At 30.4% G+C, this 26,377-nt stretch carries 27 protein-coding genes; 15 read left to right on the plus strand and 12 right to left on the minus strand.

Translation table 11 applies throughout. The annotated features are described in order from the left end of the window. Nucleotides 1-16: 16 nt before the first annotated feature. Nucleotides 17-664, plus strand: coding sequence for a porin family protein (locus tag L8T82_RS01985; protein WP_263725769.1), 648 nt, complete (start codon nt 17-19; stop codon nt 662-664). A 9-nt stretch (nt 665-673) separates the two neighbouring features. Next, entirely contained in the window at nt 674-883 is a 210-nt protein-coding gene (locus L8T82_RS01990; protein WP_263671552.1) for an alkylphosphonate utilization protein, read from the plus strand. 14 nt (nt 884-897) lie between these two features. On the opposite strand, the gene thyX is transcribed toward L8T82_RS01990, so the two are convergent. Further along, the gene (gene thyX, locus L8T82_RS01995) at nt 898-1,530 is read right to left on the minus strand and encodes an FAD-dependent thymidylate synthase (RefSeq protein WP_039617054.1); all 633 of its coding nucleotides are present in this window, start codon (nt 1,528-1,530) and stop codon (nt 898-900) included. A gap of 100 nt (nt 1,531-1,630) precedes the next feature. On the opposite strand from thyX, the gene L8T82_RS02000 reads away from it, so the two are divergent. The 3 genes from L8T82_RS02000 (at nt 1,631) to L8T82_RS02010 (ending at nt 5,476) form a co-directional block, all read left to right on the plus strand. Beyond that, entirely contained in the window at nt 1,631-3,268 is a 1,638-nt protein-coding gene (locus tag L8T82_RS02000; protein ID WP_263671551.1) for a CTP synthase, read from the plus strand. Then, a complete protein-coding gene (gene recJ, locus L8T82_RS02005; RefSeq protein WP_263659219.1) occupies nt 3,258-4,829 on the plus strand; it encodes a single-stranded-DNA-specific exonuclease RecJ in 1,572 nt (523 codons plus the stop codon). The genes L8T82_RS02000 and recJ overlap by 11 nt, the downstream gene beginning before the upstream one ends. A gap of 68 nt (nt 4,830-4,897) precedes the next feature. Continuing rightward, the gene (locus tag L8T82_RS02010) at nt 4,898-5,476 is read left to right on the plus strand and encodes a lytic transglycosylase domain-containing protein (RefSeq protein WP_133319092.1); all 579 of its coding nucleotides are present in this window, start codon (nt 4,898-4,900) and stop codon (nt 5,474-5,476) included. Between the two features lie 8 nt (nt 5,477-5,484). Here the strand turns inward: L8T82_RS02010 and prfA are convergent, their stop codons facing one another. The 5 genes from prfA to rsmA form a co-directional block, all read right to left on the minus strand. After that, nucleotides 5,485-6,552, minus strand: a complete 1,068-nt coding sequence (gene prfA, locus L8T82_RS02015; RefSeq protein ID WP_263725770.1) for a peptide chain release factor 1 — start codon at nt 6,550-6,552, stop codon at nt 5,485-5,487. 3 nt (nt 6,553-6,555) lie between these two features. Further along, entirely contained in the window at nt 6,556-6,819 is a 264-nt protein-coding gene (gene rpsT / locus L8T82_RS02020) for a 30S ribosomal protein S20 (RefSeq protein ID WP_039617063.1), read from the minus strand. An 89-nt stretch (nt 6,820-6,908) separates the two neighbouring features. Beyond that, on the minus strand, nt 6,909-7,670 hold the full coding sequence (locus L8T82_RS02025; RefSeq protein WP_263725771.1) for a pseudouridine synthase: 762 nt from the start codon (nt 7,668-7,670) through the stop codon (nt 6,909-6,911). 9 nt (nt 7,671-7,679) lie between these two features. After that, the gene (locus L8T82_RS02030) at nt 7,680-9,638 is read right to left on the minus strand and encodes a ribonuclease J (RefSeq protein WP_263725772.1); all 1,959 of its coding nucleotides are present in this window, start codon (nt 9,636-9,638) and stop codon (nt 7,680-7,682) included. Continuing rightward, nucleotides 9,604-10,425 carry a 16S rRNA (adenine(1518)-N(6)/adenine(1519)-N(6))-dimethyltransferase RsmA gene (rsmA, locus tag L8T82_RS02035; protein ID WP_039627644.1) on the minus strand — a complete coding sequence of 274 codons (822 nt, stop codon included), beginning with the start codon at nt 10,423-10,425 and terminating at the stop codon, nt 9,604-9,606. The genes L8T82_RS02030 and rsmA overlap by 35 nt, the downstream gene beginning before the upstream one ends. Before the next feature lie 90 nt (nt 10,426-10,515). Between rsmA and L8T82_RS02040 the strand changes: the two genes are divergently transcribed. From L8T82_RS02040 to L8T82_RS02050, 3 genes are read left to right on the plus strand one after another with little or no spacing between them, the layout of a single operon-like run. Next, complete coding sequence (locus L8T82_RS02040; RefSeq protein ID WP_263725773.1) at nt 10,516-11,049, plus strand: purine-nucleoside phosphorylase; 534 nt, start codon at nt 10,516-10,518, stop codon at nt 11,047-11,049. Between the two features lie 8 nt (nt 11,050-11,057). Then, a complete protein-coding gene (gene rlmN / locus L8T82_RS02045) occupies nt 11,058-12,128 on the plus strand; it encodes a 23S rRNA (adenine(2503)-C(2))-methyltransferase RlmN (RefSeq protein WP_263661401.1) in 1,071 nt (356 codons plus the stop codon). Beyond that, nucleotides 12,125-12,232 (plus strand): hypothetical protein, encoded by a 108-nt coding sequence (locus L8T82_RS02050; protein ID WP_263725774.1) that lies wholly within the window; start codon nt 12,125-12,127, stop codon nt 12,230-12,232. Before rlmN ends, L8T82_RS02050 begins: the two co-directional genes overlap by 4 nt. Here the strand turns inward: L8T82_RS02050 and L8T82_RS02055 are convergent. Both L8T82_RS02055 and L8T82_RS02060 read right to left on the minus strand, forming a co-directional pair. Then, the gene (locus L8T82_RS02055; protein ID WP_263702396.1) at nt 12,229-13,233 is read right to left on the minus strand and encodes a glycosyltransferase family 9 protein; all 1,005 of its coding nucleotides are present in this window, start codon (nt 13,231-13,233) and stop codon (nt 12,229-12,231) included. The genes L8T82_RS02050 and L8T82_RS02055 overlap by 4 nt on opposite strands. Beyond that, on the minus strand, nt 13,230-14,135 hold the full coding sequence (locus tag L8T82_RS02060) for an RluA family pseudouridine synthase (protein WP_263725775.1): 906 nt from the start codon (nt 14,133-14,135) through the stop codon (nt 13,230-13,232). The genes L8T82_RS02055 and L8T82_RS02060 overlap by 4 nt, the downstream gene beginning before the upstream one ends. Before the next feature lie 79 nt (nt 14,136-14,214). On the opposite strand from L8T82_RS02060, the gene purB reads away from it, so the two are divergent. The 7 genes from purB (at nt 14,215) to L8T82_RS02095 (ending at nt 24,302) form a co-directional block, all read left to right on the plus strand. Further along, entirely contained in the window at nt 14,215-15,543 is a 1,329-nt protein-coding gene (gene purB / locus L8T82_RS02065; protein WP_258107746.1) for an adenylosuccinate lyase, read from the plus strand. 17 nt (nt 15,544-15,560) lie between these two features. Beyond that, a complete protein-coding gene (locus tag L8T82_RS02070) occupies nt 15,561-17,936 on the plus strand; it encodes a ribonucleoside-diphosphate reductase subunit alpha (protein ID WP_263725776.1) in 2,376 nt (791 codons plus the stop codon). A 15-nt stretch (nt 17,937-17,951) separates the two neighbouring features. Next, nucleotides 17,952-19,937 (plus strand): OPT family oligopeptide transporter, encoded by a 1,986-nt coding sequence (locus L8T82_RS02075; protein ID WP_263725777.1) that lies wholly within the window; start codon nt 17,952-17,954, stop codon nt 19,935-19,937. Next, on the plus strand, nt 19,934-20,740 hold the full coding sequence (locus L8T82_RS02080) for an undecaprenyl-diphosphate phosphatase (RefSeq protein WP_263725778.1): 807 nt from the start codon (nt 19,934-19,936) through the stop codon (nt 20,738-20,740). The genes L8T82_RS02075 and L8T82_RS02080 overlap by 4 nt, the downstream gene beginning before the upstream one ends. 106 nt (nt 20,741-20,846) lie before the next feature. Further along, nucleotides 20,847-22,658: a threonine--tRNA ligase gene (gene thrS / locus L8T82_RS02085; protein ID WP_263725779.1), complete on the plus strand. Its 1,812-nt coding sequence runs from the start codon at nt 20,847-20,849 to the stop codon at nt 22,656-22,658. Next, nucleotides 22,655-23,176 carry a translation initiation factor IF-3 gene (infC, locus tag L8T82_RS02090; RefSeq protein ID WP_039617082.1) on the plus strand — a complete coding sequence of 174 codons (522 nt, stop codon included), beginning with the start codon at nt 22,655-22,657 and terminating at the stop codon, nt 23,174-23,176. The genes thrS and infC overlap by 4 nt, the downstream gene beginning before the upstream one ends. Nucleotides 23,177-23,210: 34 nt before the next feature. Beyond that, the gene (locus L8T82_RS02095) at nt 23,211-24,302 is read left to right on the plus strand and encodes a DNA adenine methylase (RefSeq protein WP_263725780.1); all 1,092 of its coding nucleotides are present in this window, start codon (nt 23,211-23,213) and stop codon (nt 24,300-24,302) included. Nucleotides 24,303-24,582: 280 nt separating this feature from the next. On the opposite strand, the gene L8T82_RS02100 is transcribed toward L8T82_RS02095, so the two are convergent. The 4 genes from L8T82_RS02100 to L8T82_RS02115 all read right to left on the minus strand — a co-directional run bounded on the left by L8T82_RS02100 (nt 24,583) and on the right by L8T82_RS02115 (nt 26,260). Continuing rightward, nucleotides 24,583-25,164, minus strand: coding sequence for a helix-turn-helix transcriptional regulator (locus L8T82_RS02100; protein ID WP_263725781.1), 582 nt, complete (start codon nt 25,162-25,164; stop codon nt 24,583-24,585). Nucleotides 25,165-25,181: 17 nt separating this feature from the next. Beyond that, complete coding sequence (locus L8T82_RS02105; protein WP_263725782.1) at nt 25,182-25,487, minus strand: hypothetical protein; 306 nt, start codon at nt 25,485-25,487, stop codon at nt 25,182-25,184. 7 nt (nt 25,488-25,494) lie between these two features. Beyond that, a complete protein-coding gene (locus L8T82_RS02110) occupies nt 25,495-25,671 on the minus strand; it encodes a hypothetical protein (protein ID WP_263725783.1) in 177 nt (58 codons plus the stop codon). A gap of 133 nt (nt 25,672-25,804) precedes the next feature. Beyond that, nucleotides 25,805-26,260 carry a hypothetical protein gene (locus L8T82_RS02115; RefSeq protein WP_263725784.1) on the minus strand — a complete coding sequence of 152 codons (456 nt, stop codon included), beginning with the start codon at nt 26,258-26,260 and terminating at the stop codon, nt 25,805-25,807. Nucleotides 26,261-26,377: the final 117 nt, after the last annotated feature.

Consider the following 26,377-nt stretch of genomic DNA (forward strand, 5'->3'; position numbering starts at 1 on the left):
TTTTAAGGAGGAAAATATGAAATTAAAATTATTTAGTTTAGTTACAAGTGTTGCTTTGGTTTCAAATTTAGCTTTAGCTGATGAAAATTCAGGAATATTATTAGGTATTGATGCAGGATGGTTCCATACTAAGGTAAAATCTGATCTTGATCATAGAAAAACACAAAACATTAAATATAATGGTGATTTAGAAGGTAATGTTCCTGTTTTTGGTTTAAGAGTTGGTTATCGTTTTAGTGAAAATCATAGAATTTATGGTGCTTATAATTATTCAAGCGAATTTAGTGATGTAATCAATACTACAAAGTTTAAAATTGATGGAGAATTTACTACACATAAGTTTTTACTTGGTTATGATTTTACTCCAAAAATCTTTGAAAAAACAAGAGCAGTTTTAGGGGTATATGGTGGTTATGCAAGAACAGATCTTACTTTAAAAACAAGTATATTATCATTATCTCAAGATTTTGATGGTTATACTTATGGGGCAAAAATAGGTGCTTTATATGAGTTAAATCAAGCAAATGAAATTGAGTTTGGTTTTAAAGCTGAGCAAACTCATTATAATACAAGAAATTTTTATCAAAATATGGTAGGTTCAAACTTTTACGATCCTAAACAAACAAATTATGGTTTATATCTAGGATATACTTATAAATTCTAAGGAGAATATATGCCAAAAGATGCAAATGGAACTGAGCTTAATGCAGGTGATAGTGTAAGTGTTGTGAAAGATTTAAAGGTAAAAGGTACAAGCACTACTTTAAAGCGTGGCACGACTATAAAAAATATTAAACTTACAAGCAAAGACACTGAAATTGAAGCTAAAGTAGATAAATTTGGTGTGATTGTTTTGAAAACTGAATTTCTTAAAAAAATATAAGTAAAAATTCCCAATCAATCTTGGGAATTTTCTTCTTGATAAACACAATGTTTAAAAATAAATTGATGTTCCTCAGGCAAGTTTTCAAATAAAGCATTTGCGAGTTGTCTTATCTCCCAAAGGGCTGATTTTGAGCTTCTTAGAGTAATAAAATTTTGCAAACTTCTTGCATTAATTGTTAAAGTTAATTCTGTTTTATAACTTTCTGGTAAGCAGTATTTTGCTATATCTAAACTAATGCTATTTTGCAAAATCAAACGCAGATTTTCTAAAGCTTTGATACTTGCATTATCTACTACTTCATTTCCGGTTAATACTAAGTATCTTTTAGCATTTTCAAAGTCATTTTCTTTAAATTCGCTTTCATTTCTTAGTTCTTTTAAAGTATATCTTGTGCTTTTTACACTAGGACTAGTGTGGCGGTGTCTTGCAACTTCTTGTAAGCATGCTCTTGAAATACCTTGTATATAAAAAGTATAGTTTAAATGCTCTAAGGTTGAAGCATGTTTGAATTTATTTCCCACTCGATCGATTAATTCTTTGTCTTTCTCACCACCACAATCACCTTTGTCAAAACTTTGCCAACATGTTCTTGTTGCATGAGAGCATACAGAAAGTGGAGTATGATTTAATAATGTGATTTTCATCGAAAATTTCCTTCAAAAATAATTGAATTTTACACAAATGTTTATAAAAATAAAATTTTTTATTCGTTATAATTTTAAAAAAAGAAATTAAGGTTATTTTATGAAATTAAAACAAACTAAATATATTTTTGTAACCGGTGGTGTTTTAAGCTCATTAGGAAAAGGTATAGCAGCAGCATCTATTGCTACTATTTTAAAAAATTCAGGTTTAAAAGTAAGTATTTTAAAAGCAGATCCTTATATTAATGTAGATCCTGGCACGATGAGTCCTTTAGAGCATGGGGAAGTGTTTGTAACTGAAGATGGAGCTGAGACAGATTTAGACTTAGGACATTATGAGAGATTTTTAAATGAGAATTTAACTCAAGATAATAACTTTACCACAGGAAGAGTTTATCAAAGTGTTATAGAAAAAGAAAGAAGAGGAGATTACTTAGGAAAAACTATACAAGTAATCCCTCATATAGTTGATGAGATAAAAGATCGTATTAAAAAGGCTGGAATTGATAAAGATATTTTAATTGTTGAAATAGGTGGCACGGTAGGAGATATAGAAGGCTTACCATTTTTAGAAGCTATTAGAGCTTTAAAACTTGAAGTGGGTAAATACAATGCTATTAATATTCACTTGACTTTAGTGCCATTTATCAAAGCAGCAGGAGAACTTAAAACAAAACCAACTCAACATAGTGTGGGGGAATTACGCCGTATAGGTATAAGCCCTGATATGATCATTTGCAGAAGTGAAAAATCTTTAGATAGAGAGTTAAAAGACAAAATCGCAATTTCATGCGGAGTTGAAAAAAACTGCGTTATAGAAAGTGTGGATGCAGCTAGTATTTATCAAATTCCACTAAATTTTTTAAAACAAGATATTTTAAATTCTATTGCAAGTTTATTAGATCTTCAAAATTTAAAGCCAAGTATGAACGAATGGGATTCTTTAGTAAAAAGAGTCATCGCTCCAAGTAATGAACTTAGCATCGCTTTTGTAGGAAAATATGTAGATTTAAAAGAAAGCTATAAAAGCTTAACAGAGGCCATTATCCATGCAGGTGCAGCACTTGATGCAAGAGTAAATTTAAAATGGATCGATAGTGAAAAATTAGAAAATGCAAATGTCGAAGAAAGCTTTAAAGATGTAAATGGGATTTTAGTAGCAGGTGGTTTTGGTTACCGTGGAGTAGAAGGAAAAATCAAAGCCATACAATATGCAAGAGAAAATAAAATTCCATTTTTAGGAATTTGTTTGGGTATGCAGCTTTCTTTAGTGGAATTTGCACGCAATGTTTTAAAACTAGAAGATGCAAATTCTCATGAATTCAATCCAAATTGTAAAAATCCTATCATCTTTTTGATTGATGAATTTATTGACGCAAGTGGAGAAAAGCAAATTAGAACAAGTAAAACTCCACTTGGTGGAACTATGCGTCTTGGAGCTTATGAGTGTCATATCAAGCCAAATACACTTTTAAGTAAGGTTTATGATAATCAAAAAAGCGTAAAAGAACGCCACCGCCACCGCTATGAAGCTAATCCAAAATATAAAGAAATGTTTGAAAAAAATGGGCTTATTATAAGCGGGGAAAATGAAGGTTTAGTTGAGGCTGTAGAGCTTAAAGATCATCCATTTTTCTTAGCAGTGCAGTTTCACCCTGAATTTACTTCACGCTTAGTTAGGGTTAATCCGGCTATTTTTTCTTTTATCAAGGCATCTTTAACAAATCATGCTAAATAAAGCCAAAATAAAAGAAATTTTACACCAGCGTTTTATCAATGATACACATGTAAAGCTTTGTGATTTACCTATGCCATCTTGTTTAAAAGATGTCTATAAGGGTGCTTTACGTATTAAAGAAGCGATTGAAAAAAATCAAAAGCTTGCTATTGTTGGAGATTATGATGTAGATGGGGTGATTTCTTGTGTGATTTTATCTGAATTTTTTGATGATATCGGATATGACTATGTGGTAAAAATTCCAAATCGTTTTAAAGATGGATATGGTCTAAATGAAGAAATCATCAATGAACTTAATGGGGTAGATTTAATCATCACTGTAGATAATGGTATAGCAGCTTTTGATGCAGCAGAGCTTTGTTTACAAAAAGGAATTGATTTAATCATTACCGATCATCATATGCCTCCAGCTACTTTACCAAAAGCTTATGCGATCATTAATCCTAAACAACAAGATTGTGAATTTCCTGATATTGAAATTTGTGGTGCTCAAGTGGCTTGGTATTTAGTTGCTGCTATAAAAGAAGTATGTAAGATTAATTATAATATGTGTAAATTTATAGAGCTTTTATCTATCGCAATTATCGCAGATATGATGGAGCTTAGAGATTTAAATAGAGCCTTAGTTAGAAAAGGCATAGAGTGTATTAATGATTCAAAACGAGTTGCATTTAAAGCTATCAAGCAGTATTTTGGTAAGGATAAATTTGAGCTTGATAATATTAGTTTTTTAATTGCACCTTTGATTAATAGTGCAGGTAGAATGGATGATGCGATTATTTCTTATAAATTTTTGCATTCTAAAAATATTAATGAGGTTATGGGTTATTTAGAACAAATTATTACTTATAATAATAGCCGTAAAGATGAAGAGCGCGAGCTTTTTAAACAATGTTTAGAACAAGTTGATGAAAATGATCCTGTGATTATTGTCAATGGCCAAAATTGGCATGAGGGTGTTTTGGGTATAGTTGCAAGTCGTTTAGCAAAGCATTTTAACAAGCCTGCCTTTGTTTTTTCAGAATGTGAGCAAAAGGCTAAAGCTAGCGTTAGAAGCGTGGGTAGGATAGATATTTTAAATGTTATAGAACAAGCTAAAGAATTTGTTTTAAGCTATGGTGGACATAAAGGTGCAGCTGGAGTTTTAGTCGAGCTTGAAAAATTTGGTATTTTTAAAAATAAGCTTTATGAAATTTGTCAAAATATCCCTAAAGATGATTTTTACAATACTGATGAGGTTTTAGGTAGTATTGATCCAAATGAAGTTGATTTTGAACTTTTAGAGATATTGGAATTTTTTGAACCTTTTGGGCATAAAAACCCAAGACCATATTTTAAATTTGATAAGCTTTTTGTAAAAAACAAAAAAAGACTTGGTAAAGATGAAAATCATATAAAACTTATTTTAACACAAGGAAATAAGACTTTAGAAGCTTTATTTTTTAACTTTGATTATGAGCCAGAAATTGGTGAAAATATTGATTTTATAGCTAGTATTTCTAAAAATAATTTTAGAGGATTAATCACCCCTCAACTTACTATAAAAGAAATTCTTAGATAATTTATTAACTTATTTGCATAATTTTTATTTATAAATTTGCTATAGCATAAGTACTATAAAGGAGTAAAATGTTAAAAAGGATTTTATTATTAGCAATATTTTTTAATTTTACTTTTGCTTTTGATACAAAAATTTTTATAGGTGATATTTATATACCTGAAAATTTTTATAAATATGATAAAGATTTTAAAATCGCGGCTAGAAAGTATAACATACCCATGGCATTACTTAAAGCCATAGCTTTGACAGAGAATGCAGCTTATGAACATAATATCATTGGTAGAAATAAAAATCAAACAAGAGATTATGGTTTAATGCAAATTAATAGCATTCATTTAAAGCGTTATGGTGTTAGCGAAAAAGAGATTGTAAAAGTTAGTGCAAATATAGACATAGCAGCAAGATTACTTTATGAAATTATACAACGATACGGGTTTAATTGGAATGCTATTGGAAGATATCATTCAGCAAATGATAAATATAAAAATATTTGGCTTGATAAAGTAATGAAAAATTTAGTTGCTATAGTTTTAAAAGATAGTAAAGATCTTTTTGTAATGGAAAAATTTAGAGCTTTTAAATTAGTTTCGCTTTTGATAAATGTTGATAAAGAACAATATAGAATTTTATTAGCAAGCAATAATTAAAACAAGAATTATAAATTTTCTTGTTTTAAAGCCTCTGCTTGATAATAAGCGATTAATGGCTCGATGATTTCATCAAAAAGTCCACCCTCTAAAATCGTATCAAGTCTATATAAAGTAAGATTTATTCTATGATCACTAATTCTATTTTGAGGGAAATTATAAGTGCGTATGCGTTCGCTTCTATCGCCACTTCCAACTTGTGATTTTCTTGCCTCGCTTTCTTTAGCTAAGCGTTCTTGTTCTTGCATTTCAAAAAGTCTTGCCTTTAAGACTTTCATGGCACTTTCTTTGTTTTTATGTTGGCTTTTGCCATCTTGATTTACTACAACTATACCTGTTGGAATGTGAGTGATTCTTACAGCACTATCTGTGGTATTTACGCTTTGACCACCATGACCGCTACTACGCATTACATCGATTTTTAAATCATTTGGATTGATTTGAATTTCAACATCATCAACTTCAGGCATAATAGCCACTGTAATAGCTGAAGTATGAACTCTACCTTGAGATTCTGTTTCAGGTACTCTTTGAACTCTATGTGTGCCACCTTCGTATTTTAGCCTTGAATAAGCTCCATTTCCTTTGATAAGAATGATGATTTCTTTAAATCCACCTACGCTACCTTCACTTGAACTTACAATTTCATATTTGTAATCACGATTTTCAGCATAGCGTATATAAGCTTTTACTAAATCCCCAACAAATAAAGAAGCTTCATCACCACCTGTGCCTGCACGAATTTCTAAAAAGATATTCTTATCATCGTTTGGATCTTTAGGTAATAAAAGAATTTTTAATTTTTCTTCAAGTTGTGGCTTTAAAACTTCGAGATTTTTAAGTTCTTCTTTTGCAAGTTCACCTAGTTCAGGATCAGATAAAAGAAGTTTATTTTCTTCTATATCGTCTAAGGTTTTTAGATATTCTTTTGCTTTTTCTACTATGGGTTCTAAATTTTTTTGCTCTTTAGATAGAGCTGTCATTTTAGAAATATCATTAGAGATATTAACATCACTAAGAAGAGTATTTAACTCATCAAAGCGTGCTAAAAAAGGTTTGAGTTTATCAGCTAACATTAATTATGCTAATTTGTTTACCAATAATGCTAATCTGCTAACACGGCGTGATGCAGTTTGTTTTTTCAAAAATCCGCGACTTACCATAGCGTGAATGCTTTTATTAGCTACTTTTAATGCATTTTGTGCAGCTTCTTTATCGTTATTTGCCGCTGCTTCGCGAACCGCTTTTGTAATGTTTTTTAATCTTGTTCTATAAAATCTATTTCTTTCAGTTCTTTTGATAGTTTGTCTTGCTCTTTTTTCAGCAGATTTATGGTTTGCCATAATTTTCCTTTTTTATATAAATTAAATTGCTAATTATACAAAATTAAAATTAAATTTTAATTAATTTAAGTATTTTTAAAGTATTAATTTTAATACCTAATATCATTTATTTTTAAAAAATCGCGCAGTTTTTCATACTCGCCATTTTCCAAATAACGATATTTGCCAGCTTTTAACATACCAAGATCTAATGCTCCAAATGCCACTCTTTTAAGATCCATCACTTCTAAATCAAAATGTCCAAAAAAGCGTCTTAACTCTCTATTTTTACCTTCATTAATGATTACTTTTAGCTTCGTATAGCCTCCGCTTGAGCCAAAAATTTCAAAGCCTAAAAATGGAGCAAAATTCATTGAAGTTATTTTAGTTTTAGCGTGAGCCCCTTTTTTTTCATTTTGAATTTCTAAGCCATTTTGCATAGCTTCGATGACATTTTTATCTATATTACCTTTTACTTTTAAGTAATATTCTCTTTCTAAATCACTATGCATAAGCGCATCTGCTATTACAGGTGAATCAGTTAGTAAAAGTAATCCCTCGCTTGCAAAGTCAAGTCTTCCTACGCTAAGCCAAGTGCTAAATTGTTTTGGTAAAGTATGATAGATGGTTTTTCTGCCTCTATCATCTTTTTTACTAACTATTTCGCCTTTTTGTTTGTGATAAATGATGACTGAAAATTGTGTTTTTTTATGGAGTTTTTTACCATTGATAAAAACTTTATCCTCAGCATTTACACTATCATTTAGCAAGGCTGTTTTTTTATTGATTTTTACTAAGCCTTGTTTGATTAGCTCATCAGCCTCACGGCGAGAATATTTGCTATTGTGTGAGATGAATTTATTAATTCTCATAATTTTACTTTACATCACAAAAATAGTTGGTACTATGGTTGGATATTTTTTGATTTTTCTAAAAATATGCTTTCTTAGTACTTGTCTAATTTGAGCTTCTAAAACTTTTGGATTATCTAAAATTTCATCTTTTACATTTGGGAAAAATTGACTTAAAACATCACTCATTTCTTTTGAGAATGCTCCATCTTGTTTATCAGCTACCAAGCCATAACTAAATACTCTTGGTTTATTAATTAGTGTTTTACTTGCTTTATCAAGCTGGGCGATGATGACAACTATACCACTATCTGCTAGTTTTTGTCTATCAATTACCACATCATCTGCGATTTGTTTGTTGATTTGATTATCCACAAAGACTTTTCCTGTTTTAACTGTTTTTACGCGTTTGATGTATTTTTGACAAAGCTCTACTTGATCCCCATCACTCATTAAGTAGATGTTTCTTTCAGGTATACCACATTTTAGAGCAGTTTCTTTATGTTTATTGATATGATTATACTCTCCATGCACTGGTAAGAAAAATTTAGGTTTTACTAAAGTTAGCATGAGTTTTTGTTCTTCTATACTAGCATGTCCGCTTACATGAATTTCACTAAATTCTTGATAAGCTACTTTAGCTCCTGCTTTTAAAAGAAAATCAAGTACAGCAGAAACATTTGCTTCATTACCTGGTATTGCTTTAGCTGAAATGATAACTTGATCGCTAGGTTTGATTTTGATAAATTTATGCTCATCGGTTGCCATTCTATATAAAGCACTCATGGTCTCGCCTTGACTTCCTGTAGTGACAATTAGTACTTCGTTGTCTTTGTATTTGCTTACTTCATCAGCGTCAATGAAAATTTTCCTATCAAGTTTGATATAGCCAAGTTCCATAGTAGTATAGAGATTTCTTTCCATAGAACGCCCTATAACACACACTTTTCTGCCGTATTTTAAACCATAACTAATAGCTTGATATACGCGGTGGATATTAGAGCTAAAGGTGCTCATGATTACCCTGCCTTTAGTTTTGGCAAAAATTTGATCAAAAGTAGGTCCTACGGAGCTTTCACTTTTTGTATAACCTTCTTTATATGAGTTTGTACTATCACTTAAAAGACAAAGTACGCCTTCTTCGCCATATTGAGCTAAACGACTTAAATCCGTTGGATAGCCATCAATTGGTGTTTGATCTATTTTAAAATCGCCAGTGTGTATGATGGTTCCTGCTTTAGTTTTAATAGCCAAAGCACAAGCATCGATGATAGAGTGGGTTATGTGAATCCATTCTAAATTAAATTCACCTATTTCATAAATTTGTCTTTTTGTTATAGGTCTAAACCATTTACGCTCAGCCTTTAAACTATGCTCTTCAAATTTATTTGAAATCATACCTAGTGCTAAAGGTGTTGCGTAGATAGGAAATTGAAATTCTTTGAAAAAATACGGCACAGCACCGATATGATCTTCATGAGCATGAGTGATGATGATAGCGCGAATTTTATTTTTAATCTTTCTTACATAGTCAAAATCAGGTATGATAATATCTACTCCATGCATAGTTCCATCTGGAAAACTCATACCTATATCAACGATAATTGCATCGTTGTTGGTTTCAAAAACAGTGATATTTCCACCGATTTCCCCAAGCCCGCCCAAAGGTGTAATACGAATTTTATGTTCGCTTGAGTTGTTGTGTTTTAAAGGGTGAAGTCTTAGCTCGTGCATGATTTTATTAGCTTCTATACTTTTGGCAAGTTCTATTTGCCATTCTTCATTACCACTTAATTTAGAAGGTAAATTTCTATTTTTTTTCTTTTTCTTTTTTTCTTCGCTAGCTTCAGTTTGAGTATTTTCTACTTTTGTTTCATTTTTAATTTCACTATTTTGCTCTTGATTTTGTGAATCTTTTTTTCTTTTGTTTTTGAATTTATTAAATCTTTTAGTTTTATTTTGCTCTTGAGTTTTGTTTTCTTCGCTCATAGTCATCCTTTAAATAGTCATAAATTTTAAGGTATGAATCAACGCTAATTTCATGAGCTCTTGAGGTAGAAGAGATGTCTAGTGCTTCAAATGCTTTTAGAATTTTTTCTTTTTTATTTTTAAAATTAGATAAGAGTTGTTTTCTAGGATTTTGAAAACAAGCTCTAAGAAATTCTTTAAAAGCTTCTATATTTTCACATTTTTGCTGATAATGAGTAGTTTTTATTAACTTCATTACAGCTGAAGTAACTTTTGGTGGAGGATTAAAGCTTTGTGGTTGTATATCAAAAAGCATTTGTCTTTGGCATATTAATGCACAAAGCACCCCTAAGGCCGAAAAATTACTTTCTTTTTCATTCGCACAAAATTTCTGTGCCACTTCTTTTTGCACCATTACTATAAGCCCAAGGCAATTTTGATCTTCTAGGGCTTTTAAAATCAAATTTGTAGCAATATAATATGGTAAATTTGCTACTAAAAAGTACTCTTTATCACTTAAACTTCCTTGATCAAAAGCATCACTTGCATTTTGATGAATAAGCTCAAAATTTCCACCTTCAATCTCATTTTGAAATTTTTTATTTAAAATAGGAATCAAATCTTTATCAATCTCATAAGCTCTAATATGAGCTTGTGGAATTTTCAAAAGTTCTTGCGTTAAATCACCTAAGCCAGGCCCAATCTCAACTATATTTTTAGTATCTTTGGGTATGGCTTGGATGATTTTATCTACCACGCTTTTATCACATAAAAAATTTTGCCCAAAATGTTTTTTTGCTTTTATCATAAATTTATTTTATCTAAAAAATATTAATTATAGCATTATTTTAAGCGCTAATTAGATAAAATTTGAATTATTTTTTATAAAGGTTAATTTTTGAAAAATCTTATAGTGTGTGCAGGAGGAAATGAGGATTTTAAATTTGCACAAAGTATAGGTGTAGGCTTAGTTAATTCTGCTTTTTCTCTAGGTAAAATTTTAAGTCAAGTAAAAGTAGATAGAGTGATTTTTATAGGTACATGTGGAATTTACCAAGAAGGAAAAATTTTAGACATTTATGAAAGTTCTAATGCTGCAAATTTAGAATACGCAGATTTATTTGATAGTTTTTATACACCTATAGCAAATGAGATTAGATTAAATGTTTCACATGAAACTATGATTAATTCTTCAAATTATATTTGCAAAGATGAAAATATTGCCCAAGAATTTTTTAAAAAAGGCGTACATATAGAAAATATGGAAGCATACGCTGTGCTTTCTTGTGCAAAAATGCAAGAAATAGAAGGAATTTGTTATTTATGTGCTACAAATTTTTGTAATGAATTTGCGCATGAAGATTTTTTAAAAAATCATCAAGAAGCAAAAGAATTATTAAAAGATTTTTTATTAGATAAGAAACTTATATAGGAAAAAAATTGAGTGAATTAAAAAATATATTAGATTTTACTAAAGAAGAATTAGAAAATTTAGTCCAACCAAAATTTAGAGCAAAGCAAATTTTTGAATGGTTATATAAAAAATATGCAGACGATTTTTTACAAATGTCATCTTTACCAAAAGACTTTAGAGTGTATTTACAAGAAAATTTTCATTTTTCACCTTTAAAATGTGTGAAAGATGAAAAAAGCAAAGATGGTAGTATTAAATATCTTTTTGAGCTTTTAGATGGTAAAAAAATAGAAGCTGTTTTGCTACCAATGAAAGAAGAACTTGTAGATGAAAATGGAAAAATCATCAAACATGCAAGATATACTATTTGTGTTTCCTCTCAAGTGGGTTGCAAAAGTGGGTGCAGTTTTTGTCTGACTGCTAAAGGCGGTTTGAAAAGAAATTTGACTGCAGGAGAAATAGTAGGACAAATTTTATGGATTAAAAAACATAACAACATACCTTATGAAAGAAGGGTTAATATAGTCTATATGGGTATGGGAGAGCCTTTGGATAATCTTAAAAATGTTTCTAAGGCAGTTAAAATTTTAGCTGATAATGATGCTTTAGCGATAAGCCCTAGAAGACAAACTATAAGCACAAGTGGTTTAGCAAAGCAAATTAAAGAGCTTGGAGAAATGAATTTAGGTGTGCTTTTGGCTATTTCGCTCCATGCTGTAAATGATGAACTTAGAAGTGAATTAATGCCTATTAATAAAGCTTATAATATAGCAAGCATTATGGAAGCGGTGAGAAATTTTCCTATAGATCAGCGTAAAAGAGTAATGTTTGAATACCTTTTAATCGATGGTATAAATGATAAAATAGAACATGCAAAAGAACTAGTCAAGCTCTTAAATGGTATAAAAGCCAAAGTGAATTTAATACTTTTTAATCCACACGAAGGAAGTTTATATAAAAGACCAAGTGTTGAAAATGCGGTTAAATTTCAAGATTATTTAAGTGCAAAAGGTGTTACTTGTACGATAAGAGAAAGTAAGGGACTTGATATTTCAGCTGCATGTGGACAGCTTAAAGAAAGGCAGAGTAAACAATGACTTTTTTAGATATAACCCAACTTATTTTTATAAGCATAGTGGTAATCATAGGACTTGGTGGAATTATTTATGTATTAAAAAATGAAGATCAGGTTGAAGATTAATTGATATATTTTTTTAATCTATCAATGACATCTGTTATAATTTTATCTATTTCATGACATAATAATTCATTGCATTTTTTATCGATAAAAACATAGTCTTTGTTGTATGTTGGCCAAAATATACTATCCTTTTTAGGATATAATCCAATACTAGGGATTTTTATATTGCTTGCAATATGAATTGGGCCTGTACTAGGACTAATAATACATTTTGATTGAGATATAAGTTCTACTAAATTTAAAATATCATCATTGTTTTTAAAAATATAAATTTCTGATAAAAGATTTATATTATGTTGTTTAACACTTCTTATAAAAGTGTCATGAATATCATTATAAGTTGGAATAATAATATTTATATTTGGATATGAAAATCGAATTTTTGCTATGAGATCAAAAAATGAAACTAGGTTTAGTGTAAAATCTACTGTAATGCTAAAAGGGTTTATAATAATAAAATTTTTAATATTATTTTTTTGAAGATAATTTTTAACAATATCTTTGTTTTCATCTAATGTTTTTATAGTGGTATCAAAATTGATTCTTTTTATGCATTTATCAAATTTTTTAGGATCTATTTTTCTAGCATAATATAACATTCTATCTCTATCACTTCTATTTTTAAAAAATCTTTTTGTTATACTTGTAAAGATAGTTTTACATTTAAAAGAAAATACACTAACAAATTTTGCTTTTACAATAATATTTTTTGTGTTTGTTTTTATAAGAAGTTTAATTAAAAAAGATTTTGCATGAAATGATATTAAATAATCTAGTGAATATTTATTGATTTGATCGATAATATTTTCATCAATTTTTTCAATTAGTTCTATATGATCAATAAAATTAAAATTTTTTAAAATGGACTCAGTGTTTTTTCTGCAAAAAACTGTTATATTTGCTTGGTAAATATATTTAATTGCATATAGCATATCTAAACTAGCAACCATATCTCCGATATTATGAGGACAAAAGTATCCAATGGGAATATTTTCTTTCATTGTATTATTTCCTTTAAAAACTCGTCTTTTATATCTTTTTGAGATTGTATCAAAAATTTTTGATTTTTATATGTAAATTCTAAGCTAAAAGAGTATAAAAGCAGTCTTTTGGCGCCTGTAATTTGAGCTCTTTTTATACCACTCATTTTTCCATCTAATATTTGCTCTATTTGTGTTTTTTCTAAACCATATAAAGGTTCACCTAAAATTTTATGTTTCACATGAAACAAATGTAGTCTTATTTGATGTTGTCTGCCTGTTAGAGGTTTAGCTAAAACTAAACTAGCATCTAAATTTTCAAAATATTCTAAAGTATAAAATTGTGTTAAAGCTTCTTTGCCATTTTCACAAATATGCATCCTAGTTTTTACTGTATCATAGTCTTTAGTTAAATCCATGCTTTTATCTACTATAAATTCTTTTTCAGTTTTTCCTTTTACTAGAGCAAGATAGCTTTTTTGCACTAATCTTTTTTCAAACATAGTTTTTAACTCAATTTGTGCATTTTTATGCTTTGCTATGAGTAAAAGTCCGCTTGTTTCTTTATCTAGTCTATGAGCCACGCAAGCTTTTTCACCCCATAAATGCCAAATTTCATCACAAAGACTATAAGCACAATTGCGCCCATTAGGATGAGTTAGCACTCCACTTGGTTTTTCTACGATGGCAAAATCTTCATTTTCAAAAACTATTTCTAACCCTTTGGGGTTATTTTCATATACGATTAATTCTACTAAACCATTTAAAAATTTATTTTTTTCTTCTACCAAATTTCCATCACAAAATAATCTTTTTTTATCAATGAGTTTTTGTGCTTCACGCATAGAAATTTTCAACTCATCCATAAGTAGTCTAAATGCCTTTTTTCCATTATTTGCTAGTTTCTTTTTTATATATGCCATTTAATAACTTTCTTAGGTAATTTATAATAAAATTCAAGCTATTTTTTCATAAAAAATTATATAAAAAAAGGTCTTGAAAATGGTTGAAAGATATAGTAGAGAAATCATGGCTAAAAAATGGGACATGCAAGCAAAATATGATGCATGGCTAAAAGTAGAATTAGCTGCTGTGAAAGCATGGAATAAACTTGGTCTTATTAAAGATGATGATTGTGAAAAAATTATAAAAAATGCAAAATTTGATATAGCAAGAATAGATGAAATAGAAAAAACTACCAAACATGATGTTATCGCTTTTTTAACTAGTGTAAGTGAAAGCTTAGGTGAGGAAAGTCGTTTTGTACATTATGCAATGACAAGTTCAGATTGTATTGATACTGCAGTTGCTTTGCAGATTAAAGATAGTTTGGAACTAATCTTGCAAGATTTAGATCAAGTTTTAGCAGCGATTAAAACAAGAGCATATGAGCATAAAAATACCTTAATGGTAGGAAGAAGTCATGGAATTCATGGAGAGCCTATAACTTTTGGTTTAGTTTTGGCTATTTGGTATGATTCGCTAGTTCATGCAAAAGATTTAATTATTCATGCAAAAGAAGTGATTAGCTATGGAAAAATCAGCGGTGCTATGGGAAATTTTGCTCATGCTCCACTTGAATTTGAAGAAGAAGTTTGTAAAAACTTAGATCTAAAGCCAGCACCAGTTTCAAACCAAGTTATACAAAGAGATCGTTACGCACAAGTTATCTCGGCTTTAGCTATTTTAGCTTCAAGTTGTGAGCAAATTGCTGTTGCTATCCGCCATTTTCAAAGAACAGAAGTATATGAAGCTGAAGAATATTTTTCTCAAGGACAAAAAGGAAGCTCAGCTATGCCTCATAAAAGAAATCCTGTTTTGAGTGAAAATATTACCGGTCTTTGCAGGATGATAAGAGCTTATGTAACACCTGCTTTAGAAAATGTAGCATTGTGGCATGAAAGAGATATATCACATTCTAGTGTAGAAAGATTTGTATTACCTGATGCTTTTATCACGACTGATTTTATGCTTTCAAGATTATGCGGTGTGATAGAAAAGCTTTTGGTATATCCAGAAAATATGATGAAAAATTTAAATTTAACTGGAGGGCTTGTATTTTCTCAAAGAGTATTGCTTGAGCTTCCATTTAAAGGTATAAGCAGAGAAGAAGCTTACAAGATTGTTCAAAGAAATGCTATGAAAGTTTGGGCTGATTTACAAAATGGTAAGCCTGCTTTAAATGAAAAAGGCGAGAGTTTGTTTTTATTAGCTTTATTAGCTGATGAGGATTTGAAAAATTCTTTAAGTGAAGCAGATATTAGAAATTGCTTTGATTATAACTACTATACTAAAAATGTAGATAAAATTTTTGAAAGAACTTTTAAATAATAAACTAGGGGTTGTGAGTGAAAGTATTAAAAAGAAATGGAAGAACTGAAGAGTTAGATGTTTCTAAGATTAAAAAATATACTACCGACGCGGTGGCAAATTTAGAAAATGTAAGTCAAAGTGAGCTTGAAGTAGATGCAAAAATTCAATTTCGTGATGGTATAACAACAGAAGAAATCCAACAAACTCTTATAAAAACAGCAGTAGATAAAATAGATATTGATAGACCTAATTGGACCTTTGTTGCTGCAAGATTGTTTTTGTATGATTTATATAAAAAAGTAAGTGGTTATAATGGGTATAAGCATTTAAGAGAATACCTTGAAAAAGGCGAAAAAGAAGGTAGGATTTTAATCGGCCTAAAAGAAAAATATGATTTAGATAATCTTAATGCTTATATCAAGCCAGAGCGTGATTTGCAATTTACTTATCTTGGTATAAAAACTTTGTATGATAGGTATTTGATTAAAGATTCTAAAGGTATGCCTATAGAATTACCACAACAAATGTTTATGGCTATTGCGATGTTTTTAGCACAAAATGAATTAGATTCTCAAACTTGGGCTAAAAAATTTTATGATTTGATCTCAACTTTTGAAGTAATGCTTGCAACTCCAACCCTTTCAAATGCAAGAACTACAAGACACCAATTAAGCTCATGTTATATAGGAAGCACACCTGATAATATAGAAGGGATTTTTGATTCCTATCAAGAAATGGCACTCTTATCTAAATTTGGCGGTGGTATAGGCTGGGATTGGTCTAAGGTGCGTGCTATGGGTGGAAGTATAGATGGGCATAAAAACGCAGCAGGCGGGATCATACCATTTTTAAAAATCACTAATGACATAGCCGTTGCTGTTGATCAACTTGGTACTAGAAAAGGGGCGATTGCTGTATATATTGAACCTTGGCATATGGATATTAATGACTTTTTAGATTTGCGTAAAAATTCTGGCGAAGAAAGAAGAAGAGCGCATGAACTTTTCCCTGCTTTGTGGATTAATGATTTATTTATGAAAAGAGTAAGGATAAATGGTAAATGGACGCTTTTTGATCCTGCTGATACTGCAAGTTTATGCGATTTATATGGTGAAGAATTTGAGAAAAAATACGAAGAATTTGAAAAAGATGAAAGCATAGCTAAAGAAATTATAGATGCAAAAGAGCTTTGGAAAAAAATACTTTTATCTTATTTTGAAACAGGTATGCCATTTTTATGTTTTAAAGATAGTGCAAACAAAACAAATCCAAATTCCCACGCAGGGATTATAAGAAGTTCAAATTTATGTACAGAAATTTTTCAAAATACAGATCCAAATTATTATCAAATCAAAATCGTATTTGATGATAAAACAGAGCTTCATTTAGATGAGGATGAAGAGCTTGCAATAGATGGAGGGTATAAAAAGCTTGCTAAGAAAGTTTCTACTTTAGATAGTATTAATGGTAAAAAAGTCTATATAGTAGAAAAATATAAAAACGAAGGAAAAACCGCAGTTTGTAATCTTGCAAGTATAAACTTAAGTAAAATCAACACCAAAGAAGACATCCAAAGAGTAGTGCCAACGGCAATAAGAATGCTTGATAATGTGATTGATTTGAATTTTTATCCCCATGTAAAGGTTAAAAATACCAACTTAAAATCACGCGCTATAGGACTTGGTGTAATGGGTGAAGCGCAAATGCTGGCTGAAGCTCAAATTTATTGGGGTTCTAATGAGCATTTTGAAAAAATTGATCGTATTATGGAGATGATTAGCTATGAGGCGATTTTAGCTAGCTCAAATTTAGCCTTAGAAAAAGGAAGTTATCCTGACTTTGAAGGATCAAATTGGAGTAAAGGTATAGTGCCAATTGATGTAGCAAATGAAAATGCTAAAAAACTTACCGCAAGTGAAGGTTTGTTTGATCAAAGCGAGTGTGATTGGGAAAAATTAAGAGAAAAACTAAAAAGAGATGGCATAAGAAATGGTTATTTAATGGCTATAGCGCCAACTTCTTCTATCTCGATTTTAGTGGGTACTACTCAAACAATTGAGCCTGTATATAAAAGAAAATGGTTTGAGCAAAACTTAAGTGGTATGATACCAACTGTGGTGCCAAATCTAAGTGCTAATACTTGGCAGTATTACACTCCTGCTTATGAGCTTGATCAAAAAATCTTAGTAAAAGCAGCAGCGATTCGTGGTAAATGGATTGATCAAGGTCAATCATTAAATATCTTTGTTTCTTTAGATAAAGCAAGCGGTGGATATTTAAATGAAATTTATCAACTTGCTTGGGAATTAGGTGTTAAATCAACTTACTATCTAAGAAGCGAAAGCCCTGATAGTCAAAAAGTAAATGATGATGTGGTTGATAGAACTATAGAATGTGAAGGTTGTCAATAAAAATGGAGAAACAAAATGTATACAAAAAACTCACTACCGGAGCTTACGCTTAGGGGTATAATACTAGGAAGTATTTTAACGATTATTTTTACTGCCTCAAATGTATATTTGGGGCTTAAAGTTGGTCTTACTTTTTCTACTTCTATTCCTGCTGTTGTAATTGCAATGGCTGTTTTAAAAATGTTTAAAGATTCTAATATTTTAGAAAATAATATGGTTCAAACTCAAGTTTCAGCTGCAGGTACGCTCTCGGCTGTGATTTTTGTTATACCAGGTCTTTTTATATGTGGGTATTGGTTTGAATTTCCACTTTGGCTTACCTTTATGCTCTGTCTTTGCGGAGGTGGATTAGGCGTGCTTTTTACTATACCTTTGCGTAGAGCTATGGTAGTAGAGAGTAAATTGGCTTATCCTGAAGGAAGGGCTGCTGCTGAAATTTTAAAAGTGGCCAATAAAGATCAAGCTGATAAAAAAGGAAAGGTGGGCTTAAAAGAAATCACACTTGGTGTAGTATTAGCTTCTATTGTAAGCCTTTTTTCAAGCGGCTTTAAACTACTTTCAAGTGGAAGTAGTTTTGCATTTATTTGGCAAAAAATGACTTTTGGATTTTCTATGGGCTATTCGGTGGCACTTTTGGGTGCTGGATACTTAGTAGGTATAGCTGGAGGTGTTGCATTGCTTGTGGGTATGGTGCTTGCTTGGATGGTTTTTGTGCCATATTTTTCTGCTAAAGAAAGTTTTGATGTAAGCTTAAGTGCGCTTGATATAGCTAATCAAATTTGGGCTCAAAAAGTACGCTTAATAGGTACAGGAGCTATTGCCATAGCAGCATTATGGACTTTAATAGAGCTTGCAAAGCCTGTATATGATGGTATGAAAAATATGCTTAAAAAAACTTCATTAAACCTCTCACAAGATCCTAAAGATATGGATTTGTCTTTAAAAGCTATGCTAGGTTTATTTGTACTTATGTGTATAGGCTTATTTATTTCATTTTATGCTTTTGTGGCTGATTCAAATTTAGCAAGTGGTTATCAAATTCTTTTTGCCTTAGTAGGAACTTTAGTAGCTATTTTTATAGGCTTTTTTGTAGCTTCTGCTTGTGGATATATGGCAGGTTTAGTGGGTTCATCATCTTCTCCTATTTCGGGTATAGGACTAATTGGGATTATGATTTCTTCTTTGATTATTTTACTTTTTGGTTATCAAGTAGATTTATTTAGTGATCCTTTAATGTCTAAATTTGCTATTGCTTTTGCTATATTTACTACTAGTGTTATTTTGGCAACTGCTGCTATTTCTAATGATAATTTACAAGATTTAAAAACTGGCTATTTAGTGGGTGCAACTCCTTGGAAACAACAAGTTTCTTTGATTATAGGTTGTGTGTTTGGAGCTTTAGCTATAGCTCCTGTGTTAAATTTGTTATACCAAGCTTATGGTTTTGTGGGTGCAATGCCAAGAGAAGGAATGGATGAGGCAAATGCACTTGCTGCACCACAAGCAAATTTAATGAGCACTATAGCTCAAGGTATTTTTAACGCTAACATTGATTGGGGTTATATTATAGCGGGAGCTTTTGTGGGTGTTGGTATAATCATTGTCGATCGTTTATTAAGAAAGAAAAATATGTCTTTACCACCTTTAGCTGTGGGTATAGGTATATATTTACCACCTGCTGTTAATATGCCTTTGTTTATAGGTGGATTATTGGCATATTTAATTAAAAAGCGTTTGGGTCAAAGATATGCTAAAAATGCTCATAAAAAAGAACTTATTCAAGAGCATGAGCAAAAAGGAACCTTATTTGCCTCTGGTTTGATAGTAGGTGAGAGTTTGTTTGGAGTGTTAATAGCTGGCTTAACTGTGCTTTCTATTAGCAGAGGTGGGGCTGAAGATCCGCTTGCTATTACAACTTCATTTAAAGATGATGGGATTATAGGTTTTGTAGTTTTTGTAGCGATTATGCTAATTTTTGCAAGAAGAGTGCTTAAAAAATGAATTTAGATTATTATTATGCTTTGATTTTAGGAATCATTGAGGGTCTGACAGAATTTTTACCTGTTTCATCTACTGGGCATATGATCTTGGGTGCTGAAATTTTGGGTTTAAATATAGATGATTTTTGGAGAAGTTTTTTTATTATCATTCAGCTTGGTTCTATACTAGCGGTGATTTTTATTTTTAAAGAAAAACTAACTCAAAAACTTGATATTTGGTTAAAACTTGCTGTGGGCTTTTTGCCTGCAGGTGGGGTGGGTTTTATAGCATATAAGTTTTTAAAAGAAATATTTAATGGCTATACCGTGGCTACTATGTTAATCATTGGTGGGATTGTTTTTATCATCATAGAACTTAAACATAGAAAAAAAGACTATACAATTCACTCTTTAGATGAGGTAAGTTATAAACAAGCTTTTTTGATAGGCTTAACTCAAGCTCTTGCTATTATACCAGGTACTTCAAGAAGTGGAGCAAGTATCATAGGTGGCTTATTGCTTGGACTTGATCGCAAAGTGGCTTCTGAATTTTCATTTTTGCTTGCAATTCCTACTATGATTATAGCAACAGCTTATAGCATTTATAAAGAACCACAAGTTCTAAGCAATATGAATAATTTCATTCCTTTAGCCATAGGTTTTATAACAGCTTTTATAGTGGCTTTTATAGTAATTAAAATATTTTTAAAATTAATCAGCAAGATAAACTTCATACCTTTTGGAATTTATAGGATAATTTTAGGTTTTGTATTTTTATACCTTTTTATGAGTGGTACTTTAGATATATCAAGAACAGGTGTTTGAAATATAAAAATATCCTTTATTTAAAAAAAGTTTAAGTTTTTCATAGCTAAAATTAGTCTTATATTTTAATTTAAGCTCACAAGGTTAGTGAGTGTTAAGGGTAGAAATGACAAAAGATATAATTGCATATGCAAATAATGAAACTTTAGTAGATACTCAAAGTTTTAACAATGATATAAATTTAACTCCGATTTATTTTGATAACTCTAAAGAAAGTTTAGAAGTTATCCGCCACTCTTGTGCGCATTTAATGGCTCAAGCGATTAAAAGTCTATATCCAGAGGCTAAATTTTTCGTAGGACCTGTGATAGAAGATGGGTTTTATTATGATTTTAGAGTTGATAGTAAGATTTCAGAAGAAGACTTAAGCAAAATCGAAAAGAAAATGAAAGAACTAGCAGAGGCAAAGCTAGACATCACAAAATATGAACTCTCAAAGACTGAGGTTAAAGAAAAATTTGCTAATGATGATTTAAAACAAGAAGTTTTACTAAGAATTCCTGATGGAAAAGTAAGTATTTATAAGCAAGGCGAATTTGAAGATTTATGCCGTGGACCTCATGTACCAAATACTAGATATTTAAGATTTTTCAAACTTACTCGTGTAGCGGGAGCGTATTTGGGTGGTGATGAAAAAAGAGAAATGCTCACAAGAATTTATGGTACTGCCTTTGCAGATAAAGAAAGTTTAAATGAATACTTAAAAATTATTGAAGAAGCTAAAAAAAGAGATCATAGAAAACTTGGTAATGAAATGAAGCTTTTTGCCTTTGATGATGAAATAGGTGGTGGGCTTCCTATATGGCTTAGCAATGGTGCAAAATTAAGAAGCAAATTAGAGCATTTGCTATATAAAGCACATAGATTAAGAGGCTATGAGCCTGTGCGTGGGCCTGAACTTTTAAAAGCTGATGCGTGGAAAATTAGTGGGCATTATGCAAACTATAAAGAAAATATGTATTTTACGCAAATTGATGAGCAAGAATATGGCATTAAGCCGATGAATTGTGTAGGACATATTAAAATTTATCAAAGTGATGTTAGAAGTTATCGCGATTTACCTTTGAAATTTTTTGAATACGGCGTGGTGCACCGCCATGAAAAAAGTGGAGTTTTGCACGGGCTTTTTAGGGTAAGAGAATTCACTCAAGATGATGCACATATTTTTTGTATGCCAACTCAGATAAAAGAACAAGTTTTAGAAATTTTAAGCTTTGTTGATACTTTGATGAAGGCTTTTGAGTTTGATTATGAAATGGAAATTTCAACACGTCCGGCAAAAGCAATAGGCGATGATGAAATTTGGGATATAGCTACAAAGGCTTTAAAAGAAGCTTTAGATGAGCAAGGTTTAAAATATGGCATTGATGAGGGCGGTGGAGCTTTCTATGGCCCAAAAATCGATATTAAAATTACTGATGCGCTAAAAAGAAAATGGCAGTGCGGAACTATACAAGTAGATTTTAACCTACCAAGCCGTTTTAAACTCGAATACACAGACGCAGATAATGAGAAAAAACAACCTGTAATGCTTCACCGTGCTATTTTGGGTTCTTTTGAAAGATTTATAGGAATTTTAGTAGAGCATTGTGCGGGTGAGTTGCCATTTTTTATAGCACCAACTCAAGTAGCTATAGTGCCTATTTCGCAAAATCATCATGAGTATGCAAAAGAAATAGCAAGAAAACTTTTAGAACTTGGCATTGATAGTGAAGTGTATAATAAAAATGAAAGCTTAAATAAAAAAATCCGCACAGCCGAAAAAGCACATGTGCCTATGATACTTGTTTTAGGCGATGAAGAAGTAGCAAACAAAAGTGTGGCTTTAAGAGATAGAAGAGCAAAAGAACAAAAAACAATGACTTTAGATGAATTTATAACCCTAACAAAGGAGAAATTAAGTGAGGTACGCTTTTGAGTAAAGAAAAAGAAGTATTGCTAAATGAAGAAATTCAAGCAGATGAGATCAGATGTATAGGTGATGATGGCAAGGTTTATGGCATTATTAGTAGTGATGAAGCACTAGATATAGCAAATAGACTAGGGCTTGATTTGGTGATGATAGCCCCTGAAGCCAAACCACCTGTATGTAAGATAATGGATTATGGAAAATTCCGTTATCAACAAGAAAAGAAACAAAAAGAAGCAAAGAAAAAACAAAAAGTTATTGATATAAAAGAAATCAAACTTTCTGTGAAAATCGCTCAAAATGACATTAATTATAAAGTCAAACATGCAAGCGAGTTTTTAGAGCAAGGCAAGCATGTGAAATTTAGAGTGTTTTTAAAAGGTCGTGAGATGGGCTCTCCTGAAGCAGGGGTAGCTTTGCTTGAAAAAATTTGGCAAATGGTTGAAGATATAGCAGATAGAGACAAAGAGCCTTTACTCGAAGGACGCTATGTAAATATGCTAGTAACTCCTAAAAAGAAAAAATAATCACAAGCCTTTTTAAGGCTTGTATTTTAAACTTATGCTAGAAGAAAATCCGCAATTTTTAAAAGAACAAATCATAACTTATCTTGGTAATAAAAGATCTTTGCTCGAGTTTTTAAATCAAGGCTTTAAATTCGCACAAAATGAGCTTAAAAAAGACAAATTTAGTTTTTGTGATGTATTTAGTGGCTCTGGGGTAGTTTCGCGTTTTGTGAAGCCTTATGCGAGTTTTATCATGGCAAATGATTTGGAAGATTATTCTAAAATCATCAATGAGTGTTATTTAAGCAATCAAAACGCGAAATTTTTACAAGAATTACAAAAACATTATGCTTTTTTAACTTCTGATTTAAAACTCAAAAAAGGCTTTATAAGCAAGCTTTATGCGCCAAATGATGATGAGTATATCCAAAAGAATGAAAGAGTTTTCTACACACTTAAAAACGCTATGTATTTAGACTCTATGCGAGAAAAAATTTCAAGCCTGCCAAGTAATATACAAAAATACTTCATCGCACCTCTTATCTACGAAGCAAGTGTGCATGCAAATACAAGTGGGGTTTTTAAAGGCTTTTATAAAGATAAAAATGGAGTGGGAAAATTTGGAGGAAATGGAGCAAATGCGCTTAGTCGTATAAAGGGTGATATAGCTTTAAAAATGCCTATTTTTTCAAATTTTACTTGTGAGTATGAGGTTTTTCAAAAGGATGCAAATGTTTTAGCTAAAGAGCTTGATAGCTTTGATGTGGCGTATTTAGATCCACCTTATAATCAACACCCTTATGGATCAAATTATTTTATGTTAAATTTAATCGCTAATTATAAAAAGCCAAAGGAAATTTCAAAGGTTTCTGGTATACCAAAAGACTGGAACCGCAGTGCTTTTAACAAAGAAAAAAAAGCCGAAGATGCTTTGTTTGATTTGATAAATGATTTAAAAGCCAAGATTGTATTGCTTTCTTATAATTGTGAGGGTTTTGTAAAAAAAGAAAATTTCACAAAAAGACTTCAAAGTCTTGGAGAATGTTTTGTGCTTGAGCAAAAGTATAATGCCTTTAGAGCTAGTAGAAACCTTTCTAAACGCTCTATGCATATACAAGAACAACTTTATGTATTAAAAAAACGTTAATCTTGCATGTATGTATTTAACTGCTCAAAAAGTTTTTCTTTTAAAGCGATAGGCTTGTTTATTTTAATATATGGTATCCAATATCTTATTAAATTTAAAAGCTCATCATCATAGGTATAAAATGCCTTGATGTAAATAAAATTCTCATCCTCATCTATAAATTCGTATTTAGTAAGGGCATTTTTTCTTAAGAAATATTCTTTGGTTTTTTTATCAAGTTTTAAAATAGCTTCTTTGTTTTCTTTACTAATCCAGTTGCTTTGATCTTTTTGAATTTGTTTTAAAAACTCTTCTTTTGGGGTAAAAATTTCTTTTTTTTCACTCTTAGTTGTGTGATTTTAGAAAAAGCAAAGGTTTTTAAAGTATTGTTTTCATCTGCTAAAAGATACCATATGTGATCAATATTGATGAGTTTGTATGGATTGGCTTTTCTGCATTTTTCTTTGTAGTGAAAACTAATGGGGTATTTTGCTATGATAGCTGCACTTAGTTCCTCAAAAACTTCTCTATCAAGTGTTTCATAGCTTTTGGTTTTGATTAAAAAGGCTTTATTGATTTTTTCATTAAGCAAGTTGTTTAAAAACTCTTTATCTAAACTAGGATAAAGCCTACCTATACCGCTTAAAATAGCAAAATTTTGTATATCTTTAAAGCTTAATTTTCCTAAAACATAGCCTTCTAAAAAGTATTTTCCACTTTCTTTTTTTATAGGGATAAAAGCAAGGCGCTCATGCAAGTCTCTTTGTATGGTGCGAATACTGACATTAAATTCTTGTGCAAGCTCTTCTAAGCTAAAACGCTCGCCATTGTTTAAACACTGCAGTATAGAAACTAAACGCGTAGAAAGCTTGTCTTTTTCCATATACAACCTTCTTTTGTTTATTTTAGCAAATCTTTGATGTTTTGTTTGATTGTTTTTGGATCATTTTCATAGGTAGTTAAAAGCTCTTGAATAAGCTTTAAAAAATCATTAAAATCATCAGGATTTTCTTTTTTAAATTTAAGCACTCTGTCTAGGATGATAAAAGCAGCTTCTGTTTTGTCATTTTCTTTTTCATAAAGCTCTTTTAGCTCTAAAGCAAACTTAGTGTAAGTATAAGCTTGCTTTGGCTTTGAGATGATATCAAAGATGTTTGATTTATAACTAAAAAGCAATGAAAAAAGTTGAGTTAGTTTGTTTAGCATGATTTTATTATATATATTGCAATAAAATTGCTATTATTGCAATCCCCAAAGATGTAATAGAAACTATTTTTAATATATTATTATCTAATAGATTTTCGTGTTTTTTTATTACAGTTTTTATATTTTCCAATTCCTGCATAATATCTTTCGATAAATTTGCTATTTGGTTTTCATATTTTTGCATAAATTCATTTTGTTGCATTGATAAATTGTCGATTTTTTTGAAGATAATAGTAAATCTTTATTAAGTGAGTTTATTTTGTTTTCTTGTGACTCAATATTTTCAGTGAAGTTTTTTTGTTGTTGTTTAATTAGATTTACTTCATCTTCATTTTTTCTATTTTTATTTGAATTTCTTGAAACTGTTTTATATGATCTTGCATTTGATTTATTACAATATCTGTAAGTTCATTATATATTTTTAAAATTTCATTTGTATCATAAGATAATTCTGTAATGCTAGTCTTATAATTTTCATTTGTTTTGGAAATTATTAATTGTAGATCGTTGATTGTATCATTTATAAATTCTGCACTATAACATGTAAGTTTTACAACTTCTTGAATTAAATCATTTTGTGCTTCAATAGCCTCTATATTCATCATGTTTAATTCTACTAGAATATTTATTTTTTTAATCTCTTCACTATCAATAAAATTTCCAATAAAAGGTATATTTTGCCATATTTTCCAAAAAAGTATTTTTAATATTTTTAGCTGATTTTGCAACTTTTTTGCCTCTATGATTTTTTTAGAAGCTTTGTGAATTTGCATTTTTATTAGGCGTATTTGCTTTTATTAAGCATTCATGTGGATTTATTATACTAATTTTATGTTTACTTTTACTATAACTAATCATGTAATTCCTTTAGATCAAGAATCTTTTTCTTC

This window comes from Campylobacter sp. IFREMER_LSEM_CL292, from assembly GCF_025771615.1.
GTDB lineage: Bacteria > Campylobacterota > Campylobacteria > Campylobacterales > Campylobacteraceae > Campylobacter_D > Campylobacter_D lari_D.

Bases quoted from the DNA above. Each gene is read 5' to 3' on its own strand.
- L8T82_RS02000 (WP_263671551.1), top strand. From the start codon at position 1,631: ATGAAATTAAAACAAACTAAATATATTTTTGTAACCGGTGGTGTTTTA.
- L8T82_RS02080 (WP_263725778.1), top strand. From the start codon at position 19,934: ATGAATTTAGATTATTATTATGCTTTGATTTTAGGAATCATTGAGGGT.
- L8T82_RS02030 (WP_263725772.1), bottom strand. From the start codon at position 9,638: ATGAGCGAAGAAAACAAAACTCAAGAGCAAAATAAAACTAAAAGATTT.
- L8T82_RS02110 (WP_263725783.1), bottom strand. From the start codon at position 25,671: ATGCAAAAATATGAAAACCAAATAGCAAATTTATCGAAAGATATTATG.
- thyX (WP_039617054.1), bottom strand. From the start codon at position 1,530: ATGAAAATCACATTATTAAATCATACTCCACTTTCTGTATGCTCTCAT.
- purB (WP_258107746.1), top strand. From the start codon at position 14,215: ATGGTTGAAAGATATAGTAGAGAAATCATGGCTAAAAAATGGGACATG.
- rpsT (WP_039617063.1), bottom strand. From the start codon at position 6,819: ATGGCAAACCATAAATCTGCTGAAAAAAGAGCAAGACAAACTATCAAA.
- L8T82_RS02105 (WP_263725782.1), bottom strand. From the start codon at position 25,487: ATGCTAAACAAACTAACTCAACTTTTTTCATTGCTTTTTAGTTATAAA.
- L8T82_RS02115 (WP_263725784.1), bottom strand. From the start codon at position 26,260: ATGCAAATTCACAAAGCTTCTAAAAAAATCATAGAGGCAAAAAAGTTG.
- L8T82_RS02075 (WP_263725777.1), top strand. From the start codon at position 17,952: ATGTATACAAAAAACTCACTACCGGAGCTTACGCTTAGGGGTATAATA.
- L8T82_RS02095 (WP_263725780.1), top strand. From the start codon at position 23,211: ATGCTAGAAGAAAATCCGCAATTTTTAAAAGAACAAATCATAACTTAT.
- L8T82_RS01985 (WP_263725769.1), top strand. From the start codon at position 17: ATGAAATTAAAATTATTTAGTTTAGTTACAAGTGTTGCTTTGGTTTCA.
- L8T82_RS02010 (WP_133319092.1), top strand. From the start codon at position 4,898: ATGTTAAAAAGGATTTTATTATTAGCAATATTTTTTAATTTTACTTTT.
- L8T82_RS02050 (WP_263725774.1), top strand. From the start codon at position 12,125: ATGACTTTTTTAGATATAACCCAACTTATTTTTATAAGCATAGTGGTA.
- L8T82_RS02055 (WP_263702396.1), bottom strand. From the start codon at position 13,233: ATGAAAGAAAATATTCCCATTGGATACTTTTGTCCTCATAATATCGGA.
- rsmA (WP_039627644.1), bottom strand. From the start codon at position 10,425: ATGATAAAAGCAAAAAAACATTTTGGGCAAAATTTTTTATGTGATAAA.
- thrS (WP_263725779.1), top strand. From the start codon at position 20,847: ATGACAAAAGATATAATTGCATATGCAAATAATGAAACTTTAGTAGAT.
- L8T82_RS02100 (WP_263725781.1), bottom strand. From the start codon at position 25,164: ATGGAAAAAGACAAGCTTTCTACGCGTTTAGTTTCTATACTGCAGTGT.
- L8T82_RS02060 (WP_263725775.1), bottom strand. From the start codon at position 14,135: ATGGCATATATAAAAAAGAAACTAGCAAATAATGGAAAAAAGGCATTT.
- L8T82_RS02025 (WP_263725771.1), bottom strand. From the start codon at position 7,670: ATGAGAATTAATAAATTCATCTCACACAATAGCAAATATTCTCGCCGT.
- prfA (WP_263725770.1), bottom strand. From the start codon at position 6,552: ATGTTAGCTGATAAACTCAAACCTTTTTTAGCACGCTTTGATGAGTTA.
- recJ (WP_263659219.1), top strand. From the start codon at position 3,258: ATGCTAAATAAAGCCAAAATAAAAGAAATTTTACACCAGCGTTTTATC.
- L8T82_RS01990 (WP_263671552.1), top strand. From the start codon at position 674: ATGCCAAAAGATGCAAATGGAACTGAGCTTAATGCAGGTGATAGTGTA.